Genomic DNA, 16,626 nt, shown 5'->3' with positions numbered 1-16,626 from the left:
GAAAAATAGCACGATTGACAGGCCGCATGCCGTGCGCGGCGCGGCTTTCGGCGCGCTGCGGGGCCGGTGCGGGGCGCAATCCGCGTCGTGCCGGGCCGGCCCCCCGGGCCACGCGAGCCCGCCGCCGATTCAGAAAAATTCAGGCGGGCGCCATGACATTAAGGTCGGCCTTCACTAGTCTGGCTTCCGAACCGCCGCACGGGCCGGATGCCAGTCGGCAGGCCGGGCCGGTCGGCGCAACCGGAGCGGAACATGCGTTGTCAGATCTCGCCGGGGGCCGGCGCCACCATCCAGGAAACCCGGTCATGCCGTCGCAGCCGGTAACCGCGGGCGCCGTGCCCGACCGCGTGCGCGGCGAGGACGTGTTTCTCGCGTCGATCGCGGGATATGTCGACACGCTCGGCTTCGTCGCGCTGTTCGGCCTGTTCACCGCGCACGTCACCGGCAACTTCATCCTGATCGGCTCGGGCCTGGCCGGCGTCGGGCAAGGGCTCGCGATCAAGTGGCTCGCGTTTCCGGCCTTCATCGCGGGCATCGTCGTCGCGCGCGTGCTCGACCACCGGATGCGCCAGCTGGGCCACGGCGTGCGCGCGCGTTCGCTGTATGCGCTGCAGGCCGTGCTGCTGGCCGGGTTCATGCTGGCCGGCGTGATGGCCTCGCCGATCGCCGATGCCGACGCGCCGAGGACGATCCTGTGCGGCCTCCTCGGCGCCGCGGCGATGGGCGTCCAGAACGCGCACGCGCGGCTGACGGCCCGTTCGGTCGTCGCGAACACGGTGATGACGGGCAACGTCACGCAGGCGGTGATCGATGCATTCGACTGGCTGGTGCCGCTCGCCGCGCCGGCCGAACGCGAGGCCGCGCGCGTGCGGCTGCGGCGCACGCTGCCGCCGGTCGCCGGCTTCGCGCTCGGCGCCGGCGCGGGCGCGATGGCCTATCTGTTCGCGGCGTTCTGGGCGCTCGCGCTGCCGCTCGCGGTGCTGTGCTTCCTCGCCTATCAATCCGGTCGGCCCGACGAGCGGCCGACGTCACGCTGAATGCGCGCGCGGCATGTGGCCGCGCGTGCCACTTTCAAGGAGAACCCGATGATCGCACTGAAATTGCAACAGGCATGGCGGCTGACGGCCGCGTCGGCGGCCGTGCTCGGCGCATTGCTGGCCACCGCGCCGGCCCATGCCGACGAGACGCGCCTGCTCGAGACGACGTCCGCGAAGGTGCCGGCCGTCGCGGTCGGCCCGCAGTACGACACGACGCACGTGTGCGTCGCGCCGGAAGATTTCGACCGCTTCACCGACAGCTTCGTCGCGACGTTCGGCGGCAAGAAATCGCAGCAGGGCGTGTTCCAGGTCACGCCGACGCCGAGCCAGACGATGTCGCAGCTCGTGTTCACGCCGGCCGGCACGATCTCGGTGTTCGGCTTCAAGACGCCGATCCCTTATCCGTTCTGCCAGGAGCGCACCGGTTACCTCGTCACCGACATGGACGTCGCGATGAAATCGGCGCGTGCGCACGGCGCGGACGTGGTCGTCGACACGTTCCCCGACCCGATCGGCCGCGACGCGATCATCCGCTGGCCGGGCGGCGTGAACATGCAGCTCTACTGGCACACGCAGGCGCCGAAATACGATCCGCTGCAGACGGTGCCGGAAAACCGCGTGTACGTGTCGCCGGAAAGCGCGAGCAAGCTGGTGCACGACTTCGTCGCGTTCTCGCGCGGCAAGGTGGTGTCCGACGTGCGCAAGGCGCCGGGCATCGAGATCGGCCGGCCGAACGATACGTATCGCCGCATCCGCATCGAATCGGGTTTCGGCAAGATGACCGTGCTCGCCACCGACGGCCATCTGCCTTACCCGTTCGGCCGCGAGATGACCGGCTATGAAGTGCCGGACCTGGCCGCGACGCTGAAGCAGGCGCAGGCCGCGGGCGTGACCGTGCTGGTGCCGACGTTCACGTCGGACGGGCGCGATGCGGCGCTCGTGCAGTTCCCGGGCGGCTACGTCGCCGAAATCCACGCGCGGTCGAAGTGATGGAGCGCGGGTCGATGGGGCGGGCATGGCGGCGCGTGCTGCCGGCCGCCGTGCTGGCCGGCGGCGTCGCGGGTTATGCGGGTACGGCGGCCGGGGCCGAGGATGCCGCTTCGGCGGCTTCGGCGGCCCCGGCCGCCGGCACGACGTGTACCGCAAAGCGGCCCACGGTGCTGTTCAACCGCTGGCAGGAAGACTGGTCGGTGCTCGCGAACCCGTGCGTGCCGCGCCAGCCGGGCGATGCGCTGAAGTACATCCCGCTCGGCGGCGACCCGTCGACCTACCTGTCGCTCGGCGCGAACCTGCGCGAGCGCTTCGAGCTGAACAACGCGCCGCTGTTCGGGCTCGGCGCCGCGCACGACGACAACTACGTGATCCAGCGTGCGACGGTGCATGCGGACCTGCGTTACGCCGGGCATGTCCAGGCGTTCGTCCAGTTCGTCGATGCGCGGCCGTTCGGCAAGGACACGGTGTCGCCCGTCGACAAGGATCAGCTCGACATCGAGCAGGCGTTCGTCGCGTATGTCGACCAGATCGGCGGCGGCACGTTCAAGGCGCGGATCGGCCGGCAGGAGATGGCGTACGACCTGCAGCGGTTCGTGTCGGTGCGCGACGGCCCGAACGTGCGCCAGGCGTTCGACGCGCTGTGGGCGGATTACGAAATCGGCAAGTGGCGGCTGATCGGCTATGTGACGCGCCCGGTGCAGTATCGCAACGACGCGTCGTTCGACGACGTGTCGAACCGGCACCTGCGGTTCGACGGCGTGCGTGTCGAGCGCAGCAACACGGGCCCCGGCGACCTGTCGGCGTACTGGTCGCGTTATACGCGCGACAACGCGCGCTACATCGCGGGGGCCGGCACCGAGCGGCGCGACGTGTTCGACATGCGCTACGCGGGCAAGTCCAGCGGGTTCGACTGGGACGTCGAGGCGATGCTCCAGACCGGGCACATCGGCCAGGACACGATCGGCGCGTGGGCATTCGGCGCGCTGGGCGGCTACACGTTCGCGAAGACGCCGGGCACGCCGCGCGTCGGCATCCAGGTCGACGGCGCATCGGGCGACAAGCATCCCGGCGACGGACGCATGGGCACCTTCAACCCGCTGTTCCCGAACGGCTATTACTTCACGCTCGCGGGCTACACCGGCTACAGCAACCTGATTCACGTGAAGCCGTCGCTGACGTTCAAGCCGTCGAGCAGCGTGACGGTGCTGACCGCGGTCGGTTTCCAGTGGCGCGAGACGACGGCCGACGCGATCTACGGGCAGGGGATGTCGGCGGTGCCCGGCACCGCAGGCAAGGGCGGTTCGTACACGGGGATGTATGCGCAGGCCCGCGTGGACTGGCTCGTCAATCCGAACATGGCGCTGGCCGTCGAGGCCGTGCACTTCCAGATCGCCGATTCGATCCGCGCGCTCGGCGCGCGCAATGCCGACTACGTAGGCGTCGAAGCGAAGTTCGGCTGGTAGCGCGGCGCCGCGCGTCGCGCGGCACGCCGCCGGACGGCTCAGTGCGGCGCGCGCACCAGCGTTTCGACGAAATCGATGAACGCGGTCACGCGTTTCGAGCCGCGCTGCGTCGGCAGATAGAGCGCGGTGACGACCGAGCGGGCCGTGCCGGGCGTCACGTCGTATTGCTCGAAGAGGCGGCGCAGGCGGCCCGACTGGACGTCGGCCTCGACCAGCCAGTCGGGCAGCAGCGCGATGCCGGCGCCGTCGAGCGCCGCATCGCGAAGCACTTCGCTGTGGTTCGATTTCAGGCGCCCGGCAACGCGCACCTGCGCCGTGCCGTGCGCGTCGACGAACGACCACGCCTGTTGGTCGCCGCCGAAGTGAAAGCGCAGGCACGCGTGATCGACGAGTTCGCCCGGCGCGGCCGGTGTGCCGTGCGCGGCGAGGTAGTCGTGGCTCGCGACGACGTAGCGCTGGAACGTGCCGAGCGTTCGCGCGACGACTTCGGCGGACGGCGCCGCTTCGCCGAGCCGGATCGCGACGTCGATGCGGCTCGCGACGAGATCGACGCGTTCGTCGGTGAGCTGCAGGTCGAGGTCGAGTTTCGGATGGCGCGCGAGGAACGCCGCGACGTGCGGCGCGATGCGGCGCACGCCGTACGCGACCGGCACCGACACGCGCAGCGGCCCGGACGGCTCGTCGCCGCGATCGGACACCAGCGCGTCGGCTTCCGCGAGTTCCTCGAGCAGCTGCTTCGCGCGCGCGTAGTACATGGCGCCCGCATCGGAGAGCGTGACCTGGCGCGTCGTGCGATTCAGCAGCACGGTGCCGAGCGACGCCTCGAGCGCATCCACCGCGCGTACCACCGACGATGCCGCGAGGTCGAGGCGGCGCCCCGCGCTCGAGAAGCCGCCGGCTTCCGCTACTTCGACGAACGCGCGCAGCGCGGAGAATTTGTCCATGTCGTGCTCTTCGAGTCTTCGTGCCTTTGTGCAGGCCGCAACGATGCATTGCGTGCCGTTCGCATTCTAACGTCGCCGCGCAAGCGTTATCTTCCGGACTGCAATGTACAGGAGATGACGATGAAACCCGTCGAAGTAACCGTGACCTACGACCTGATCTGCCCGTGGTGCTGGATCGCGGAGCACCGGCTCGCGGAGGCGATCGAGGCAGCCGGCCTGGCCGGCACCGTGAACGTGCGGTTCGTGCCGTTCGAGCTGAACCCGACGATGCCGGCCGGCGGCATCGACCGCAAGGCGTACCGGAGCGCGAAGTTCGGCAGCTGGGCGCGTTCGCAGGCGCTCGATGCGCACGTGGCCGACGCCGGCCGCGCAGCGGGCCTCGTGTTCGACCACGCACGGATCGCGCGCACGCCGAACACGCGGCTCGCGCACCGGCTCGTCTGGTTCGCGCAGCAGCGCGGCAGCGCGGTCGCGCTCGTCGATGCGCTGTTTGCCGCGTATTTCCGCGACGGCCGCGATATCGGCGATGCGGACGTGCTGGTCGAGGTCGCGGCCGGCGCCGGCTTGGCCGGCGATGCGGTGCGTGCATTCCTCGCATCCGGCGAAGGGCTCGACGCGGTGGTCGCGCTCGAGGAGGCGGCGGTGCGCGACGGCATCGCGTCGGTGCCGTCGACGCGCATCGGTACGACGGTCGTCAGCGGCGCGCAGCCGGCCGACGTGTTTCGCGCCGCGTTGCTCGACGCGCAGCGCGCGCGGGATCGGGCCGCGTAAGCCGGGCCGGCGCCGGCGGGTGCCGGCTTTCAGAACGATTCATGTCGTGCTCAGGATTATTGCGAAACCGGCCGGTAAGCTCGGTGTCGCGCGCCTGACCGGCCGGGCCGGCAACGCGCGCGATATCTCGATACGCAACCGGGGAGCGGACATGAAGAACCTGAACTGGCGTACCGGCGGCATGCTGGTCATCGCATGGTGCTTCGGCATCCTCGCATCGGCCGCGTGTGCCGCCGAACCGGGCGGTGCGGATCAGGCGCCCGGCTTCTATCGGCAGCAGCTCGGCAGCCTGCGGATCGTCGCGCTGTCCGACGGCACGCATCCGTTTCCGGTCGATACGGTGTTCCGCGACATCTCGAAGGACGACATCCGGCGCGATCTCGACCGCGCGTTTCTCGAACCGCCCGTGCAGGGCTCGATCAACGCGTTCCTGGTCGATACCGGCACGAAGCGGATCCTCGTCGATTCGGGGGCCGGCGTGCTGTACGGCGATTGCTGCGGCAAGCTGCTCGCGAACCTGCGTGCGGCCGGTTATGCGCCGGAGCAGATCGACGAGGTGCTGCTCACCCACCTGCACAAGGATCATGTCGGCGGCATCGTGACGAACGGCAGGATGACCTTCCCGAACGCGGTGGTGCGCGTGAACGAGATCGAAGCGAACTACTGGCTCGATCCGGACAACAAGGCACAGGCGCCGGCGTTCCTCGCGTCGTTCTTCGATGCGGCTGCCGCGTCGGTCGCGCCGTACGTGGCGGCGGGCCGCTTCAAGACGTTTCGCGGCGAAGCGACGCTCGCGCCCGGCATTCGCGCGGTGCCGATGCCAGGCCATACGCCGGGCCATACCGCGTACCTGATCGAGAGCGGCGACGCCGGGCTGCTCGCGTGGGGCGACATCGTGCACGTCGCGGCGATCCAGCTGCAGGACCCGGACGCGACGGTCCAGTACGACAGCGATGCGGACGCGGCGCGCCGCACCCGGCGCGATACGCTGAAGCGCGTCGCGAACAAGCGTTACCTCGTCGGCGCCGCGCACATCGCGTTTCCCGGGCTCGGGCATTTGCGCAGGGACGGGGAGCAGTACGACTGGGTGCCGGTCAATTACGACGCGACGCCGCTGCGGTGAGCGACGGGCGATGCGTGCCGTGATTTGCCGTGAGGTGCCGTGACGCGCGGGGCGCGCGCGTAGCGGTGGCGCGCGGCCGCGTCAGCGCGTCAGTTCGCGCCGCCAGGCGCCGGGCGGATGGCCGACGATGCGCGCGAACACGCGGTTCAGGTGGCTCTGGTCAGCGAAGCCGCAGGCGGCCGCGATTTCCGCGAGCGACATGTCGGTCGTCTCGATCAGTTGCCGCGCGCGGATCACGCGCTGTTCGAGCAGCCATTGATGCGGCGTGCGCCCCGTCGTGCGCGAGAACGCACGAATGAAATAGCCGCGCGACAGATCGCATTCGCGCGCCACTTCCTCGATCGACACGCCGAGATCGGCCTTCTCCATCAGCAGCTCTTTCGCGAGCGCCGCCTTCGCCGGCGACAGCAGGCCCTTGTGCTGCAGGTCGCGCGCGTCCGGGTTGCCGTACTGGCGCGCGAGATGCGTGCCGATCGCGAGCCCCATCTGCTCGACGAACAGCGCGTTCAGTACGCCGGGCTCGTCGAGGCTGTCGGCCACCGCGTGCGCGAGATGGCCCAGCACCTCGTCCTGTACGTCCGGCGCGCAGGTCAGGCCGCCGATTTCGGTGCCGTCGTGCTCGCGGCCGAGGCCGTCGAGATACGCGTGCGACAGCTCGACCAGCAGGAAGTCGAACTTGCCGTACAGGTCGGCACGAAAATTCCGGGAGAAGTCGCGAATGTAGATCGAGTTGTGCTGGAACCGCCGCTCGGAGCGGGATTGGCCGGTGCCGCCGTAGATCGTGCGCCGGTGCCCGTCGTTGAGCGACACGCCGATCAGGAAGCCGCGATCGCTGGCCGACATCTCGATGCGCTCGAAGTGCTCGTCGCGCATGCATTTGCGATGGAGCGTGAGCCCGCCGACCGAGCGTTCGATGTCCTTGGACAGCAGGCTCGACAGGCAGCCGAGCGTGTCTTTCGGCCGTGCGGCCGGGGGCGCGGCGAGGGAATCTGGCATGGCGGAACAATCCTTCGTTGGGGGGCGGCGCGCGAACATATTTACGCGAAGTTTAAACGGTGCACTCACCCGGCCCAAGTTAACTTGAATAAATGTCCACTTGCTGACGAAATGCTTGCCAGCGGCCCGACCCGCACCGCGCGGGCCTCGACGCGCACGCGAGCGCGCTGCCATGGCCAACGCGGGGGCGATGGCGCCCCATTTTCATGCGGCGCGGCACCCGCCCGCGGGCGCGCCGGTGGGCGGGAGGCCAGCGCATTTTCCTTCAAGATTTTTGTTAATTCGGTGTTTACACTCAGTCCACATTTTGAGACTTTGCGCCCGGCCGGCAGCGCTGCACGGGTGTGCATTCCCGCCCTGGTGAACGGCCGTGTTCACACGGCGGTCATCGTGGGGAACCTGGAGGCGGCCATGATCCAGATCGGGACGTTGTCGGTGGATTTCGAGCAGCGGGACATTCGCCACCACGGCGCGTCGCTGCGTATCGGCGCACGCGCGCTTGACATACTTGAAGTGCTGCATCGTGCCAACGGTTCCGTCGTGTCGAAGGACGACATCATGGATGCCGTGTGGCCGGGCCTGATCGTCGAGGAAAACCGGCTGCAGGTTCACGTCGCGACGCTTCGCAAGGCGCTGGGCGCGGACCGCGACCTGATCAAGACGGTGCCGGGCCGCGGTTACCTGCTGGTCGCGCCGCCCGCCGTCGCGCACGAGCCCGCGCCGCGCGCGGCCGCGTTGCCGGCCGACCCCGTCGCGGCGGCCCGCCCGGTTTCGCTCGTCGGGCGTCAGGGGGAGATCGGGCAGATCGTCGACATGATCGAGCGCGCACCGGTCGTCACGCTCGTCGGGGCGGGCGGCATCGGCAAGACGAGCCTGGCCGGCCGCGTCGCCCACGAGCTGCGCGAGCGGTCCGGCGAACGCGTGCTGTTCGTCGCGCTCGCGAGCGCCGCGACGCGCGACGACGTGCTGCTCGCGATCGCCGCGGAACTCGGCCTCGAGACCGTCGGCGTGCCGGGCATCGCCCCGATCGCCGGCGCGTTCGCCGCGTCGCCGGCCCTGCTCGTGCTCGACAACGCGGAACACGTCGTCGATCTGGTGGCCGATCTCGTCGATACGCTGACGTCGCGCGCGCCGTCGCTGCGCGTGCTCGCGACCAGCCGCGAACCCCTGCATATCTCGGCCGAAGCCGTGTTTCGCGTGAGCCCGCTGGCGGTGCCGGACAGCGACGCGCCGCTCGACGAGATCGTGCGCCATTCGGCCGTCGAGCTGTTCCTCGCGCGGATCCGCGCCGCCACGCCCGACTGCGCGGTCGATGCGGCCGGCATCCGGCTGATCGGCGACATCTGCCGGCGCCTGGACGGGCTGCCGCTCGCGATCGAGCTGGCTGCCGCACGCGTCGCGACGCTCGGGCTCGAGGCCGTCGCCGCGCGTCTGGACGACCGGCTGAACCTGCTGACCGGCGGGCTGCGCTCGGCGCTGCCGCGCCACCAGACGTTGCGGGCGACGTTCGACTGGAGCTACGTGCTGCTGGATGCGGCCGCGCGCGCGCTGTTTCGCCGGATGGCGTGCTTCATCGGCCCGTTCACGTTCGATGCCGCGCGCGAGGTCGCGATGGATCCCGGGATGTCGGCCGCCGAGACGATCGCGGTGCTCGGCGAACTGGTCGCGAAGTCGCTGGTGACCGTCGAGTTCCACGGCGCGCACGCGCGTTACCGGTTGACGGAATCGACGCGCGCGTACGCGCTCGAAAAACTGCGCAACGAAGGCGAATTCGACCTCGTCGCCGAGCGTCATGCGTGCTACGAACGCGAGCACGGGGAGGCGCGGATGCAGGCGCTGACGCCGGCCGCCGATCTCGCGAGCCCGCGTGTCGCCGCGGGCGCGCCGGCGCCGGCGCCGCACGAGCCCGTCGCGGTCGAGCCGCGAGGGCACGAAGCGGACGCACTGGCGCTCGCGTTGCTGGAACCGGCGCGGATGCGCGAATGCGCGCAACCGGCGCGGCGGGCGCTCGACGCGATCGAGGCCGGCGGAACCGGCGATGCCGGCAGCATCGACGCGGCACGCGAGCTGCGCTTGCGCGCGGCCTACGCGACGGCGCTGCTGCATACCGACGGCGATACGCACGCGGCGGCCGCGATGTGGGACCGGACGCTCGTGCTCGCGGGCCGGATCGGCGACGAGGCGTTCGACGCGTGCGCGCTGGTCGGGCTGTGGAACACGATGCTGACGCGCTCCGACATCCACGAATCGCTGCGCTACGCGACGCGTTTCGAGCGCGCGGCCGAACGGCGCGGCGACCGGCCGCAGCGGCTGCTGGCGAACGCGATGGTCGCGACGTCGCTGCATTACTTCGGCGAACACGCGCAGGCCCGCGAGCGGCTGGAGGCCGCGACCGCCGGGCTGGACGTGGCCGGCGAGCCGTCCTGCGCGGAAGCCGCGCTCGGGGTCGACGTCGCGACGCTCGGCCGCACGATGCTGATGCGGCTCGTCTGGATGCAGGGCGATCCGGAATACGCGATGCGGCTGGCCGCGCAGGCGGTCGAATCCGCGCGCCGCACCGGGTCGGGGCTGGCGCTGTGCGTCGTGCTCGGCGCCGCGGCCGTGCCGATCGCGCTGCGCTACGGCGATCACGACGTGATTTCCGACTATCTCGGCACGCTGCGCTCGACCGCGGAGGCGAACGGGTTCGACATCTGGCTCAGCCACGCGGAAGGCCTCGCCGGGCAGTTCGACATGCAGGCCGGGCATCCCGGCGCCGGTCTCGCGCGGCTGGAACCCGCGCTGCGGCGCATCGAGGCGAGCGGGTTCCGGCGCCTGCTCGCGCCGCTGGTCGTCGCGTACGCGGAAGGGCTGACGCGCACCGGCCGCGCGGCCGAGGCATGCGCGAAACTCGATGCGACGCTCGCGCGCTGCCGCGCGCACGGCGAGCACCTGTTCGTGCCGGAACTGCTGCGCGTCCGGGGGCTCGCGATGCTCGAGCAGGCCCGCACCGCGGAGCCGGATGCCGCGCTCGCGTACGAAGTCGAAGGGCACCGGCATCTGCTGACCGGGATCCATACCGCGAACGGGCAGGGCGCCGCGATGTGGGCGCTGCGCGGCACGCTCGATCTCGCCGATCACCTGATCGAGCGCGGGCGGACCGGCCAGGCGTCGTCGCTGGTGGCGAACCTGTCGGGGCATTTCGATCCGCAATCGCGCGCGTTCGACGTGCGCCGGCTCGCGCGCCTGCAGAACTTCGTGCGCCCGGAGCCGGCACTGCCGGCGGGCCGGTCGCGCATGCGGCACGAGGCGGCGGATGCGATGCAGCAGGTGGCGTAACGGCATGCCCGGTTCGCGCAGGACGACACCGCGCCATCGCGCCGCGGCCCGTCAGTCCGATCGTTCAATGTTCAAGGGGGAGTGGATGGTCCGTGTATCGTCGAACCGGAGGCAGGCGGCATGCGGCCGCGTGCCGGCTCACGGCGCAAGCGGAGGGCCTGACGGTGCTTAGGGCGACGGCATCCGCCGCGGCGGCGGACCTCATCGTATGCAATGGCAAGATCGCGACGCAGGACGACCGGCAGTCGTTCGTGACCGCGCTCGCCGTGAAGGACGGCCGGATTCTCGCAACGGGCAGCGGGCACGACGTGATGTGCCATGCGCATGCCGGCACGCAGTGCATCGACCTGAACGGCCGCACCGTGATCCCGGGGCTGAACGATTCGCACCTGCACATGATCCGCGGCGGCCTGAACTTCAACCTGGAACTGCGCTGGGACGGCGTGCCGACGCTGGCCGACGCGCTCGCGATGCTGCGTCGCCAGGTGCTGCGCACGCCCGCGCCGCACTGGGTGCGCGTGGTCGGCGGCTGGACCGAATTCCAGTTCGCCGAAAAGCGCGGGCCGACGGCGGCCGAACTGAACGCGATCGCGCCCGACACGCCGGTCTTCATCATGCACCTGGGCGACAGCGCGCTGCTGAACGCGGCCGCGCTGCGCGCGATCGGCTACGGCCGCGATACGTCGAACCCGCCCGGCGGCGAGATCCAGCGCGATCGCCTCGGCCGGCCGACCGGCCTGCTGATCGCGCGCCCGGACATGGCCGTGCTGCACGAGGCGCTCGAACGGGCCCCGAAGCTCGGCCACGACGACCAGATGAATTCGATGCGGCATTTCATGCGCGAGCTGAACCGGCTCGGCGTGACGAGCGCGATCGACGCGGGCGGCGATTTCCAGGCCTTCCCGGACGACTACGGCGCGATCCTGGCACTCGCGCGGCGCGGCGAAATGACCGTGCGCGTCGCGTACAGCCTGTTCGTGCAGCATGCGGGGCGGGAGCTCGACGACTACGCGCGCTGGGTGACGCTCGCGAAACCCGGCGACGGCGACGCGTTCCTGCGGATGAACGGCGCCGGCGAGCTGCTGGTGTATTCGGCCGCCGATTTCGGCAATTTTCTCGAACCGCGCCCCGATCTGCCGGCGGCGCTGGAGGCCGAGCTGGCCGCGGTGGTGCGGCTGCTGGTGCGGCACCGCTGGCCGTTCCGGCTGCATGCGACCTACGACGAATCGATCGGCCGCTTCCTGAACGTGCTCGAAGCCGTGAACCGCGAGACGCCGTTCGACGGCCTGCGCTGGTTCTTCGATCACTGCGAGACGATCACGGATGCGAACATCGCGCGCATCGCCGCGCTCGGCGGCGGCGTGACGGTCCAGCACCGGATGGCGTTCCAGGGCGAGTACTTCATCGCGCGTTACGGCGCGCAAGCCGCGATGCGCACGCCGCCGATCCGCGCGATGCTGGCGGCCGGGCTGCCGGTCGGCGCGGGCACCGACGCAACGCGCATCGCGAGCTACAACCCGTTCGTGTCGCTGTACTGGATGGTGTCGGGGCGCACGGTCGGCGGCACGGCGCTGTATCCGGAACGCAACCGGCTCGGCCGGATGGAAGCGCTGCGCTGCTATACGGTCGGCAGCGCGTGGTTTTCCGGCGAGGACGACTGCAAGGGCGCGCTGGTGCCCGGCCACTACGCCGATTTCGCGGTGCTGACGGACGACTACTTCACGATCGACGAAGCGCGGATCACGTCGCTGTCGTCGGTGCTGACGGTCGTCGGCGGCAGGATCGTGCATGCGGACGACGAGTTCGCGTCGCTCGCACCGCCGCCGCCGGCGGTCAGCCCCGCGTGGTCGCCGGTCGCCGAATTCGGCGGTGCCGGCCGGCGTCGTTCGGCCGAGTCGGCTTCGCTGCGCGCCGCGGCCGGCGCGAGCCCGCAAGCGGCCGGTGCCGCGCGCGGGCTCGGGCGCGCGTTCGTGCAGCGCCTGCATGCGGCCGCGATGGAAACCGCCGAGCAGTGCGAAGTATCGGGTTACCCCGGTTTCGCGTACTAGGCCGACGCCGTACCGGCCGCCAGCGTGCCCGCGCCGGCTGCGTCGGCGCGGGCCGCGCGAGGCATGGACAATTTTCCGCCCCCGGCGAGGGGCAGAAGGAGACGAGATGAGTTCTGCGCACACGTGCGCGTCGGCCGACGACGAAGTCGCCGGTGTCCGCATTCCGCGGACGCCGATGGCGATCGAAGCGGCCGAAGCAGCCCGCGCGTCGCTGCCGCGGGCGATCACCGGGCATGCGAGCCGGGTGTTCGTGCTCGCGTCGCTGGCCGCGCAGCGTGCCGGCGAGACCTGCGATGCCGATGCGCTATATGTGGCCGCGATGTACGCGAACATGGGGCTGAGCACTGCGTATGGCCGCTCGGCTGCGCGCTACGAGCTCGACAGCGCCGATGCCGCCGATACGTTCCTGCTGCGCCACCAGACGTCGCAGCGCCTGCGCGACGACGTGTGGCACGCGATCGCGCTGCATACGACGCCCGGCGTGGCCGCGCGCGTGTCGCCGCTCGCGCGCGTGCTGGCGGCCGCCGTCTCGACCGACCTGATGGCCACCGATTTCGACGCGTATTCGGCCGACGAGCGGCGCGCGCTGCTCGCCGCCTACCCGCGCGGCGAAGGCTTCGGCGACGCGTTCCTCGATGCGGTCGCGCGCGGCGTCGCGCACCGGCCGGCGTCGACGTTCGGCACGTGGAGCGCCGACGTGCTCGAACGCGCCGATCCGGATTTCCACCGGCTGAATTTCTGCGGGCGCGTGCTCGGCGCACGCTGGCAGGACGCCTGACGGCGGCCCGCGGGTTCCGGCTGGTTCCGCCGGCGTAAGCCGGGTGCACAGGTGCTCGCGCGCCTGCGCACCTGGGCGCTTACGCACTCACGCCCGCCGCATCGTGACGCGCATAGTCGACATAGCCCGCGCGGTCGCCGCCGTACCAGCCGACCGCCTTCGGCGCGGCGAGCGGTGCGTTCGCCGCAAGGCGTTCGACCAGATCGGGGTTCGCGATGTACGCCCGCGCGAACGCGACGAGATCGGCGTCGCCCGCGTCGATCAGCGCATTCGCGGCATCCGGCGCGATGCCGCCGTTGACGATCAGCGTGCCGCCAAAATGCTTGCGCGCGTTCGCGACGATGCGCGGCAGGTCGGGCTCGCCGCTCCAGCCGTTGGTGTCCGCCGCGTGCACATAGGCGACGCCGGCTTCGTCGAGCATGCGGCCGACGTACGCGTACGTCGTATCCGGATCCGCGTCCCGCACGTTGTTGTATTTCGCGTACGGCGAGATGCGCACGCCCACGCGGCTGGGCGGCATCACGGCGCCGACCGCGTCGACGATCTCCTCGAGGAAGCGCGCGCGGTTCGCGACCGAGCCGCCGTATCGGTCGTCGCGGCGGTTCAGCGTCGACGACAGGAACTGGTGCGGCAGGTAGCCGTTGGCCGCGTGGATCTCGACGCCGTCGAAGCCGGCCGCCATCGCGCGAACGGCCGCGTCGCGGAATTCGTCAACGGTGTCGGCCACCTCGTCCGTCGTCATCGCGCGCGACGGCGTCGCGTGAATCTTCGTGTAATAGCCGTTCTGCAACTGCGCCCACACCTGCAACTGCTCGAGATCGTCGTTGACGCCGGACGGCGACAGCGGCGCGGCGCCGCCGAGCAGCGTCAGCGAGCTCACGCGGCCGCCGTGCCACAGCTGCGCGAAGATCCGGCCGCCGTTCGCATGCACGGCGTCCGTGACCTGCTTCCAGCCGGCCGCCTGCTCGTCGGTGACGAGCCCCGGCGTCAGTTCGAACGAAGCGGACGCCGGGCTGACGTTGGTCGCCTCGGTCACGATCAGGCCGGCGGACGCGCGCTGCGCGTAGTACTCGGCCATCAGTTCGGTCGGCTGGCCGCGCGACGGCGCGCGCGAACGCGTCATCGGCCCCATCACGACACGGTTGGGAAGCGGCAGGCCGCGCAGGTCGTAGTGGCTGAGCAGGGAAGACATGATGGATTCCTTTTTGCGTGAGGCAGGGCGGCGCCGCGTGTCGCGTGGTGGCGACCGGTCAGGCGGCGGGCCCTGCGGAAAGTTCGAAACAAGACGGAAGTGACGTGCCGGCAGCGTTCCGGTGCGCGAACGGCCCCGGGGGCGTCGCGCGTGAACCGGTGCCGGCGCCGGTTCAGGACTGGGCGTGGCGTTGTGCGTGCGGACGCCCGATCACGAGGTAGTGGGCGAGCGCGACGACCGGGAACGCGCCGGCGACTGCAGCGACGAGCGGCCAGCCGCCGTGTTCGTACAGCGGGCTCGCGAGCGCGGAGCCGATCGCGCCGCCGACGAAGATGCTCGTCATGTACAGCGCGTTCAGCCGGTTGCGGCTTGCCGCGTGCAGCGCATAGATCTCGCGCTGGCCGAGCACCATGTTCATCTGCACCGCGAAGTCGAGCACGATGCCGGTGACGACGAGGCCATACAGGCCGGCGCCGTGGATCAGCGCGACCGCGTACGACAGCGCGCCGGCGACCAGCGCGATCAGCGTCGCCCGCACGCCGTGGCCGGCATCGGCGAGGCGGCCGGCAACCGGGGCCGACGTCGCGCCGATCGCCCCGACCAGCGCGAACAGGCCGATGGCCGATTGCGACAGCCCGTAGTGGCGCGTGAGCTCGACCGGCACGGCGGTCCAGAACAGGCTGAACGACGCGAACATCAGGCCCTGGTAGAACGCGCGATGGCGCAGCACCGGCATCGTGCGGACCAGGTGCAGCAGCGAGCCGATCAGCTCGAAATAGGTCGCGCGGTGATCGGGCTGGCGCGACGGGATCGTCAGCGCGAGCACGGCGGTCACGAGCGTCATCAGCACCGCGGCGGCCGCGAACACGAAGCGCCAGCCGAACGCGTCGGCCACCACGCTCGACAGCGGGCGCGCGAGCAGGATGCCGAGCAGCAGGCCGCCCATGATCGTGCCGACCACGCGGCCGCGCGAATGATCGGGCGCGAGGTGCGCGGCGAGCGGCACCAGGATCTGCACCGCGACCGAGCTGAAGCCGATCAGCAGCGAAACCGCGAGGAACAGTCCGGGCGTCTGCACGACGGCCGCCGCCGCGAGGCTCGCGATCGACACGACGGCGGTGACGATCATCAGCTTGCGGTTCTCGAGCAGGTCGCCGAGCGGCACGATGAAGAACAGGCTGAACGCATAGCCGATCTGCGTCAGCGACACGATCAGGCTCGCGGTTGCGCCGGACATGTGCAGGCTGGGCGCGATGAGTTCGGTGATCGGCTGCGCGTAGTACAGGTTCGCGACGATCGCGCCGCAACTGAACGCGAACAGCAGGATGAGGCCCTGCGTGAGCTTGGCTGCGTGCCCGTGGGCCGCGAGCGGGGTGGATTCTGCTGACATGGTCGACTCCTTCGAAAGAGATGTCGGGGGCCCGGCTGTCGGGCGGGCGTGATGGGATACGGGTGTTCGGGTGTTCCGGTGTTCGCCGCGGCGAAACGCAAGCCGCCGCATTGCTGACAAGGTTATTGATCGATCGATAACAAGGGAATACGGCCGGCGCGCAATCGAGCTTTGCGTGCGACGCAAAGGGGTCGGAGCGCGTGCGGGTTCATGTGAGGGGGCGCGGCCGAGACCGGTCGCGAGCCGCATGCAGGCAAGGGCGAGGGGGCCGCTGCGATGCGGCGCGTGGCCGCCCACGACGCGTTGCGCGGCGCGACTTCGCGCACGTTGGCCGGCAACGCCTGCGCGAGCGTGGCCGGGGCGGCGAGCGCCTTCGACTTGCCGGATGCCGGATGCGGGCGCGGCGTGCGGGCCGCGTCGCCGACGCGCGCGATGCGCCCGTGCGCGAACGCGGGGCCGAGGACATCGAAGACGGCGTGGACGTCCTGGACGGACGGGCCGGCGTTCGCGATCGTCATGTTGGGCCTCTCGAAACGGGCCTCCGGCGCGGATATCGCGGATCGCAAGGCCCCT

At 70.6% G+C, this 16,626-nt stretch carries 13 protein-coding genes; 8 read left to right on the top strand and 5 right to left on the bottom strand.

From position 1 onward, the window contains the following. Positions 1–305 precede the first annotated feature (305 nt). Genes DPV79_RS02750 through DPV79_RS02740 form a run of 3 tightly spaced genes read left to right on the top strand, consistent with a single transcriptional unit; the run spans position 306 to position 3,493 of the window. Complete coding sequence (locus DPV79_RS02750; protein WP_113044688.1) at positions 306–1,037, top strand: YoaK family protein; 732 nt, start codon at positions 306–308, stop codon at positions 1,035–1,037. A gap of 48 nt (positions 1,038–1,085) precedes the next feature. Further along, complete coding sequence (locus tag DPV79_RS02745) at positions 1,086–2,027, top strand: VOC family protein (RefSeq protein WP_113044732.1); 942 nt, start codon at positions 1,086–1,088, stop codon at positions 2,025–2,027. A gap of 14 nt (positions 2,028–2,041) precedes the next feature. Next, a complete protein-coding gene (locus DPV79_RS02740) occupies positions 2,042–3,493 on the top strand; it encodes an alginate export family protein (RefSeq protein ID WP_113044731.1) in 1,452 nt (483 codons plus the stop codon). 38 nt (positions 3,494–3,531) lie between these two features. On the opposite strand, the gene DPV79_RS02735 is transcribed toward DPV79_RS02740, so the two are convergent. Beyond that, positions 3,532–4,437, bottom strand: a complete 906-nt coding sequence (locus DPV79_RS02735) for a LysR family transcriptional regulator (protein ID WP_048027025.1) — start codon at positions 4,435–4,437, stop codon at positions 3,532–3,534. Between the two features lie 120 nt (positions 4,438–4,557). Here DPV79_RS02735 and DPV79_RS02730 point away from each other — a divergent pair, with 120 nt between their 5' ends. Together DPV79_RS02730 and DPV79_RS02725 are read left to right on the top strand one after the other, a co-directional pair. Then, positions 4,558–5,208 (top strand): DsbA family oxidoreductase, encoded by a 651-nt coding sequence (locus DPV79_RS02730; RefSeq protein ID WP_113044730.1) that lies wholly within the window; start codon positions 4,558–4,560, stop codon positions 5,206–5,208. A gap of 151 nt (positions 5,209–5,359) precedes the next feature. Next, the gene (locus DPV79_RS02725) at positions 5,360–6,331 is read left to right on the top strand and encodes an MBL fold metallo-hydrolase (RefSeq protein WP_425127400.1); all 972 of its coding nucleotides are present in this window, start codon (positions 5,360–5,362) and stop codon (positions 6,329–6,331) included. 81 nt (positions 6,332–6,412) lie between these two features. On the opposite strand, the gene DPV79_RS02720 is transcribed toward DPV79_RS02725, so the two are convergent. Next, positions 6,413–7,327, bottom strand: coding sequence for a helix-turn-helix domain-containing protein (locus tag DPV79_RS02720; RefSeq protein WP_060062823.1), 915 nt, complete (start codon positions 7,325–7,327; stop codon positions 6,413–6,415). Between the two features lie 411 nt (positions 7,328–7,738). Between DPV79_RS02720 and DPV79_RS02715 the strand changes: the two genes are divergently transcribed. The 3 genes from DPV79_RS02715 to DPV79_RS02705 all read left to right on the top strand — a co-directional run bounded on the left by DPV79_RS02715 (position 7,739) and on the right by DPV79_RS02705 (position 13,471). Further along, the gene (locus tag DPV79_RS02715) at positions 7,739–10,645 is read left to right on the top strand and encodes an ATP-binding protein (protein ID WP_113044728.1); all 2,907 of its coding nucleotides are present in this window, start codon (positions 7,739–7,741) and stop codon (positions 10,643–10,645) included. A gap of 164 nt (positions 10,646–10,809) precedes the next feature. Beyond that, positions 10,810–12,693: an amidohydrolase gene (locus DPV79_RS02710; RefSeq protein ID WP_113044727.1), complete on the top strand. Its 1,884-nt coding sequence runs from the start codon at positions 10,810–10,812 to the stop codon at positions 12,691–12,693. Positions 12,694–12,799: 106 nt separating this feature from the next. Then, complete coding sequence (locus DPV79_RS02705) at positions 12,800–13,471, top strand: HD domain-containing protein (protein WP_021158258.1); 672 nt, start codon at positions 12,800–12,802, stop codon at positions 13,469–13,471. 79 nt (positions 13,472–13,550) lie between these two features. Here DPV79_RS02705 and DPV79_RS02700 read toward each other — a convergent pair whose 3' ends face one another. From DPV79_RS02700 to DPV79_RS02690, 3 genes are all read right to left on the bottom strand, one after another. Next, entirely contained in the window at positions 13,551–14,663 is a 1,113-nt protein-coding gene (locus DPV79_RS02700; RefSeq protein WP_113044687.1) for an alkene reductase, read from the bottom strand. 172 nt (positions 14,664–14,835) lie between these two features. Then, positions 14,836–16,053, bottom strand: coding sequence for an MFS transporter (locus DPV79_RS02695; RefSeq protein WP_113044686.1), 1,218 nt, complete (start codon positions 16,051–16,053; stop codon positions 14,836–14,838). A 122-nt stretch (positions 16,054–16,175) separates the two neighbouring features. Continuing rightward, a complete protein-coding gene (locus DPV79_RS02690) occupies positions 16,176–16,571 on the bottom strand; it encodes a hypothetical protein (RefSeq protein ID WP_113044685.1) in 396 nt (131 codons plus the stop codon). Between the last annotated feature and the right edge of the window lie 55 nt (positions 16,572–16,626).

Source organism: Burkholderia reimsis, from assembly GCF_003294055.1.
Taxonomy (GTDB): domain Bacteria; phylum Pseudomonadota; class Gammaproteobacteria; order Burkholderiales; family Burkholderiaceae; genus Burkholderia; species Burkholderia cepacia.
Note: the sequence above shows the minus strand (reverse complement) of the source record. Positions and strands in the feature narration are given on the sequence as shown.

Bases quoted from the DNA above. Each gene is read 5' to 3' on its own strand.
- DPV79_RS02750 (WP_113044688.1), top strand. From the start codon at position 306: ATGCCGTCGCAGCCGGTAACCGCGGGCGCCGTGCCCGACCGCGTGCGC.
- DPV79_RS02745 (WP_113044732.1), top strand. From the start codon at position 1,086: ATGATCGCACTGAAATTGCAACAGGCATGGCGGCTGACGGCCGCGTCG.
- DPV79_RS02740 (WP_113044731.1), top strand. From the start codon at position 2,042: ATGGGGCGGGCATGGCGGCGCGTGCTGCCGGCCGCCGTGCTGGCCGGC.
- DPV79_RS02735 (WP_048027025.1), bottom strand. From the start codon at position 4,437: ATGGACAAATTCTCCGCGCTGCGCGCGTTCGTCGAAGTAGCGGAAGCC.
- DPV79_RS02730 (WP_113044730.1), top strand. From the start codon at position 4,558: ATGAAACCCGTCGAAGTAACCGTGACCTACGACCTGATCTGCCCGTGG.
- DPV79_RS02725 (WP_425127400.1), top strand. From the start codon at position 5,360: ATGAAGAACCTGAACTGGCGTACCGGCGGCATGCTGGTCATCGCATGG.
- DPV79_RS02720 (WP_060062823.1), bottom strand. From the start codon at position 7,327: ATGCCAGATTCCCTCGCCGCGCCCCCGGCCGCACGGCCGAAAGACACG.
- DPV79_RS02715 (WP_113044728.1), top strand. From the start codon at position 7,739: ATGATCCAGATCGGGACGTTGTCGGTGGATTTCGAGCAGCGGGACATT.
- DPV79_RS02705 (WP_021158258.1), top strand. From the start codon at position 12,800: ATGAGTTCTGCGCACACGTGCGCGTCGGCCGACGACGAAGTCGCCGGT.
- DPV79_RS02700 (WP_113044687.1), bottom strand. From the start codon at position 14,663: ATGTCTTCCCTGCTCAGCCACTACGACCTGCGCGGCCTGCCGCTTCCC.
- DPV79_RS02695 (WP_113044686.1), bottom strand. From the start codon at position 16,053: ATGTCAGCAGAATCCACCCCGCTCGCGGCCCACGGGCACGCAGCCAAG.
- DPV79_RS02690 (WP_113044685.1), bottom strand. From the start codon at position 16,571: ATGACGATCGCGAACGCCGGCCCGTCCGTCCAGGACGTCCACGCCGTC.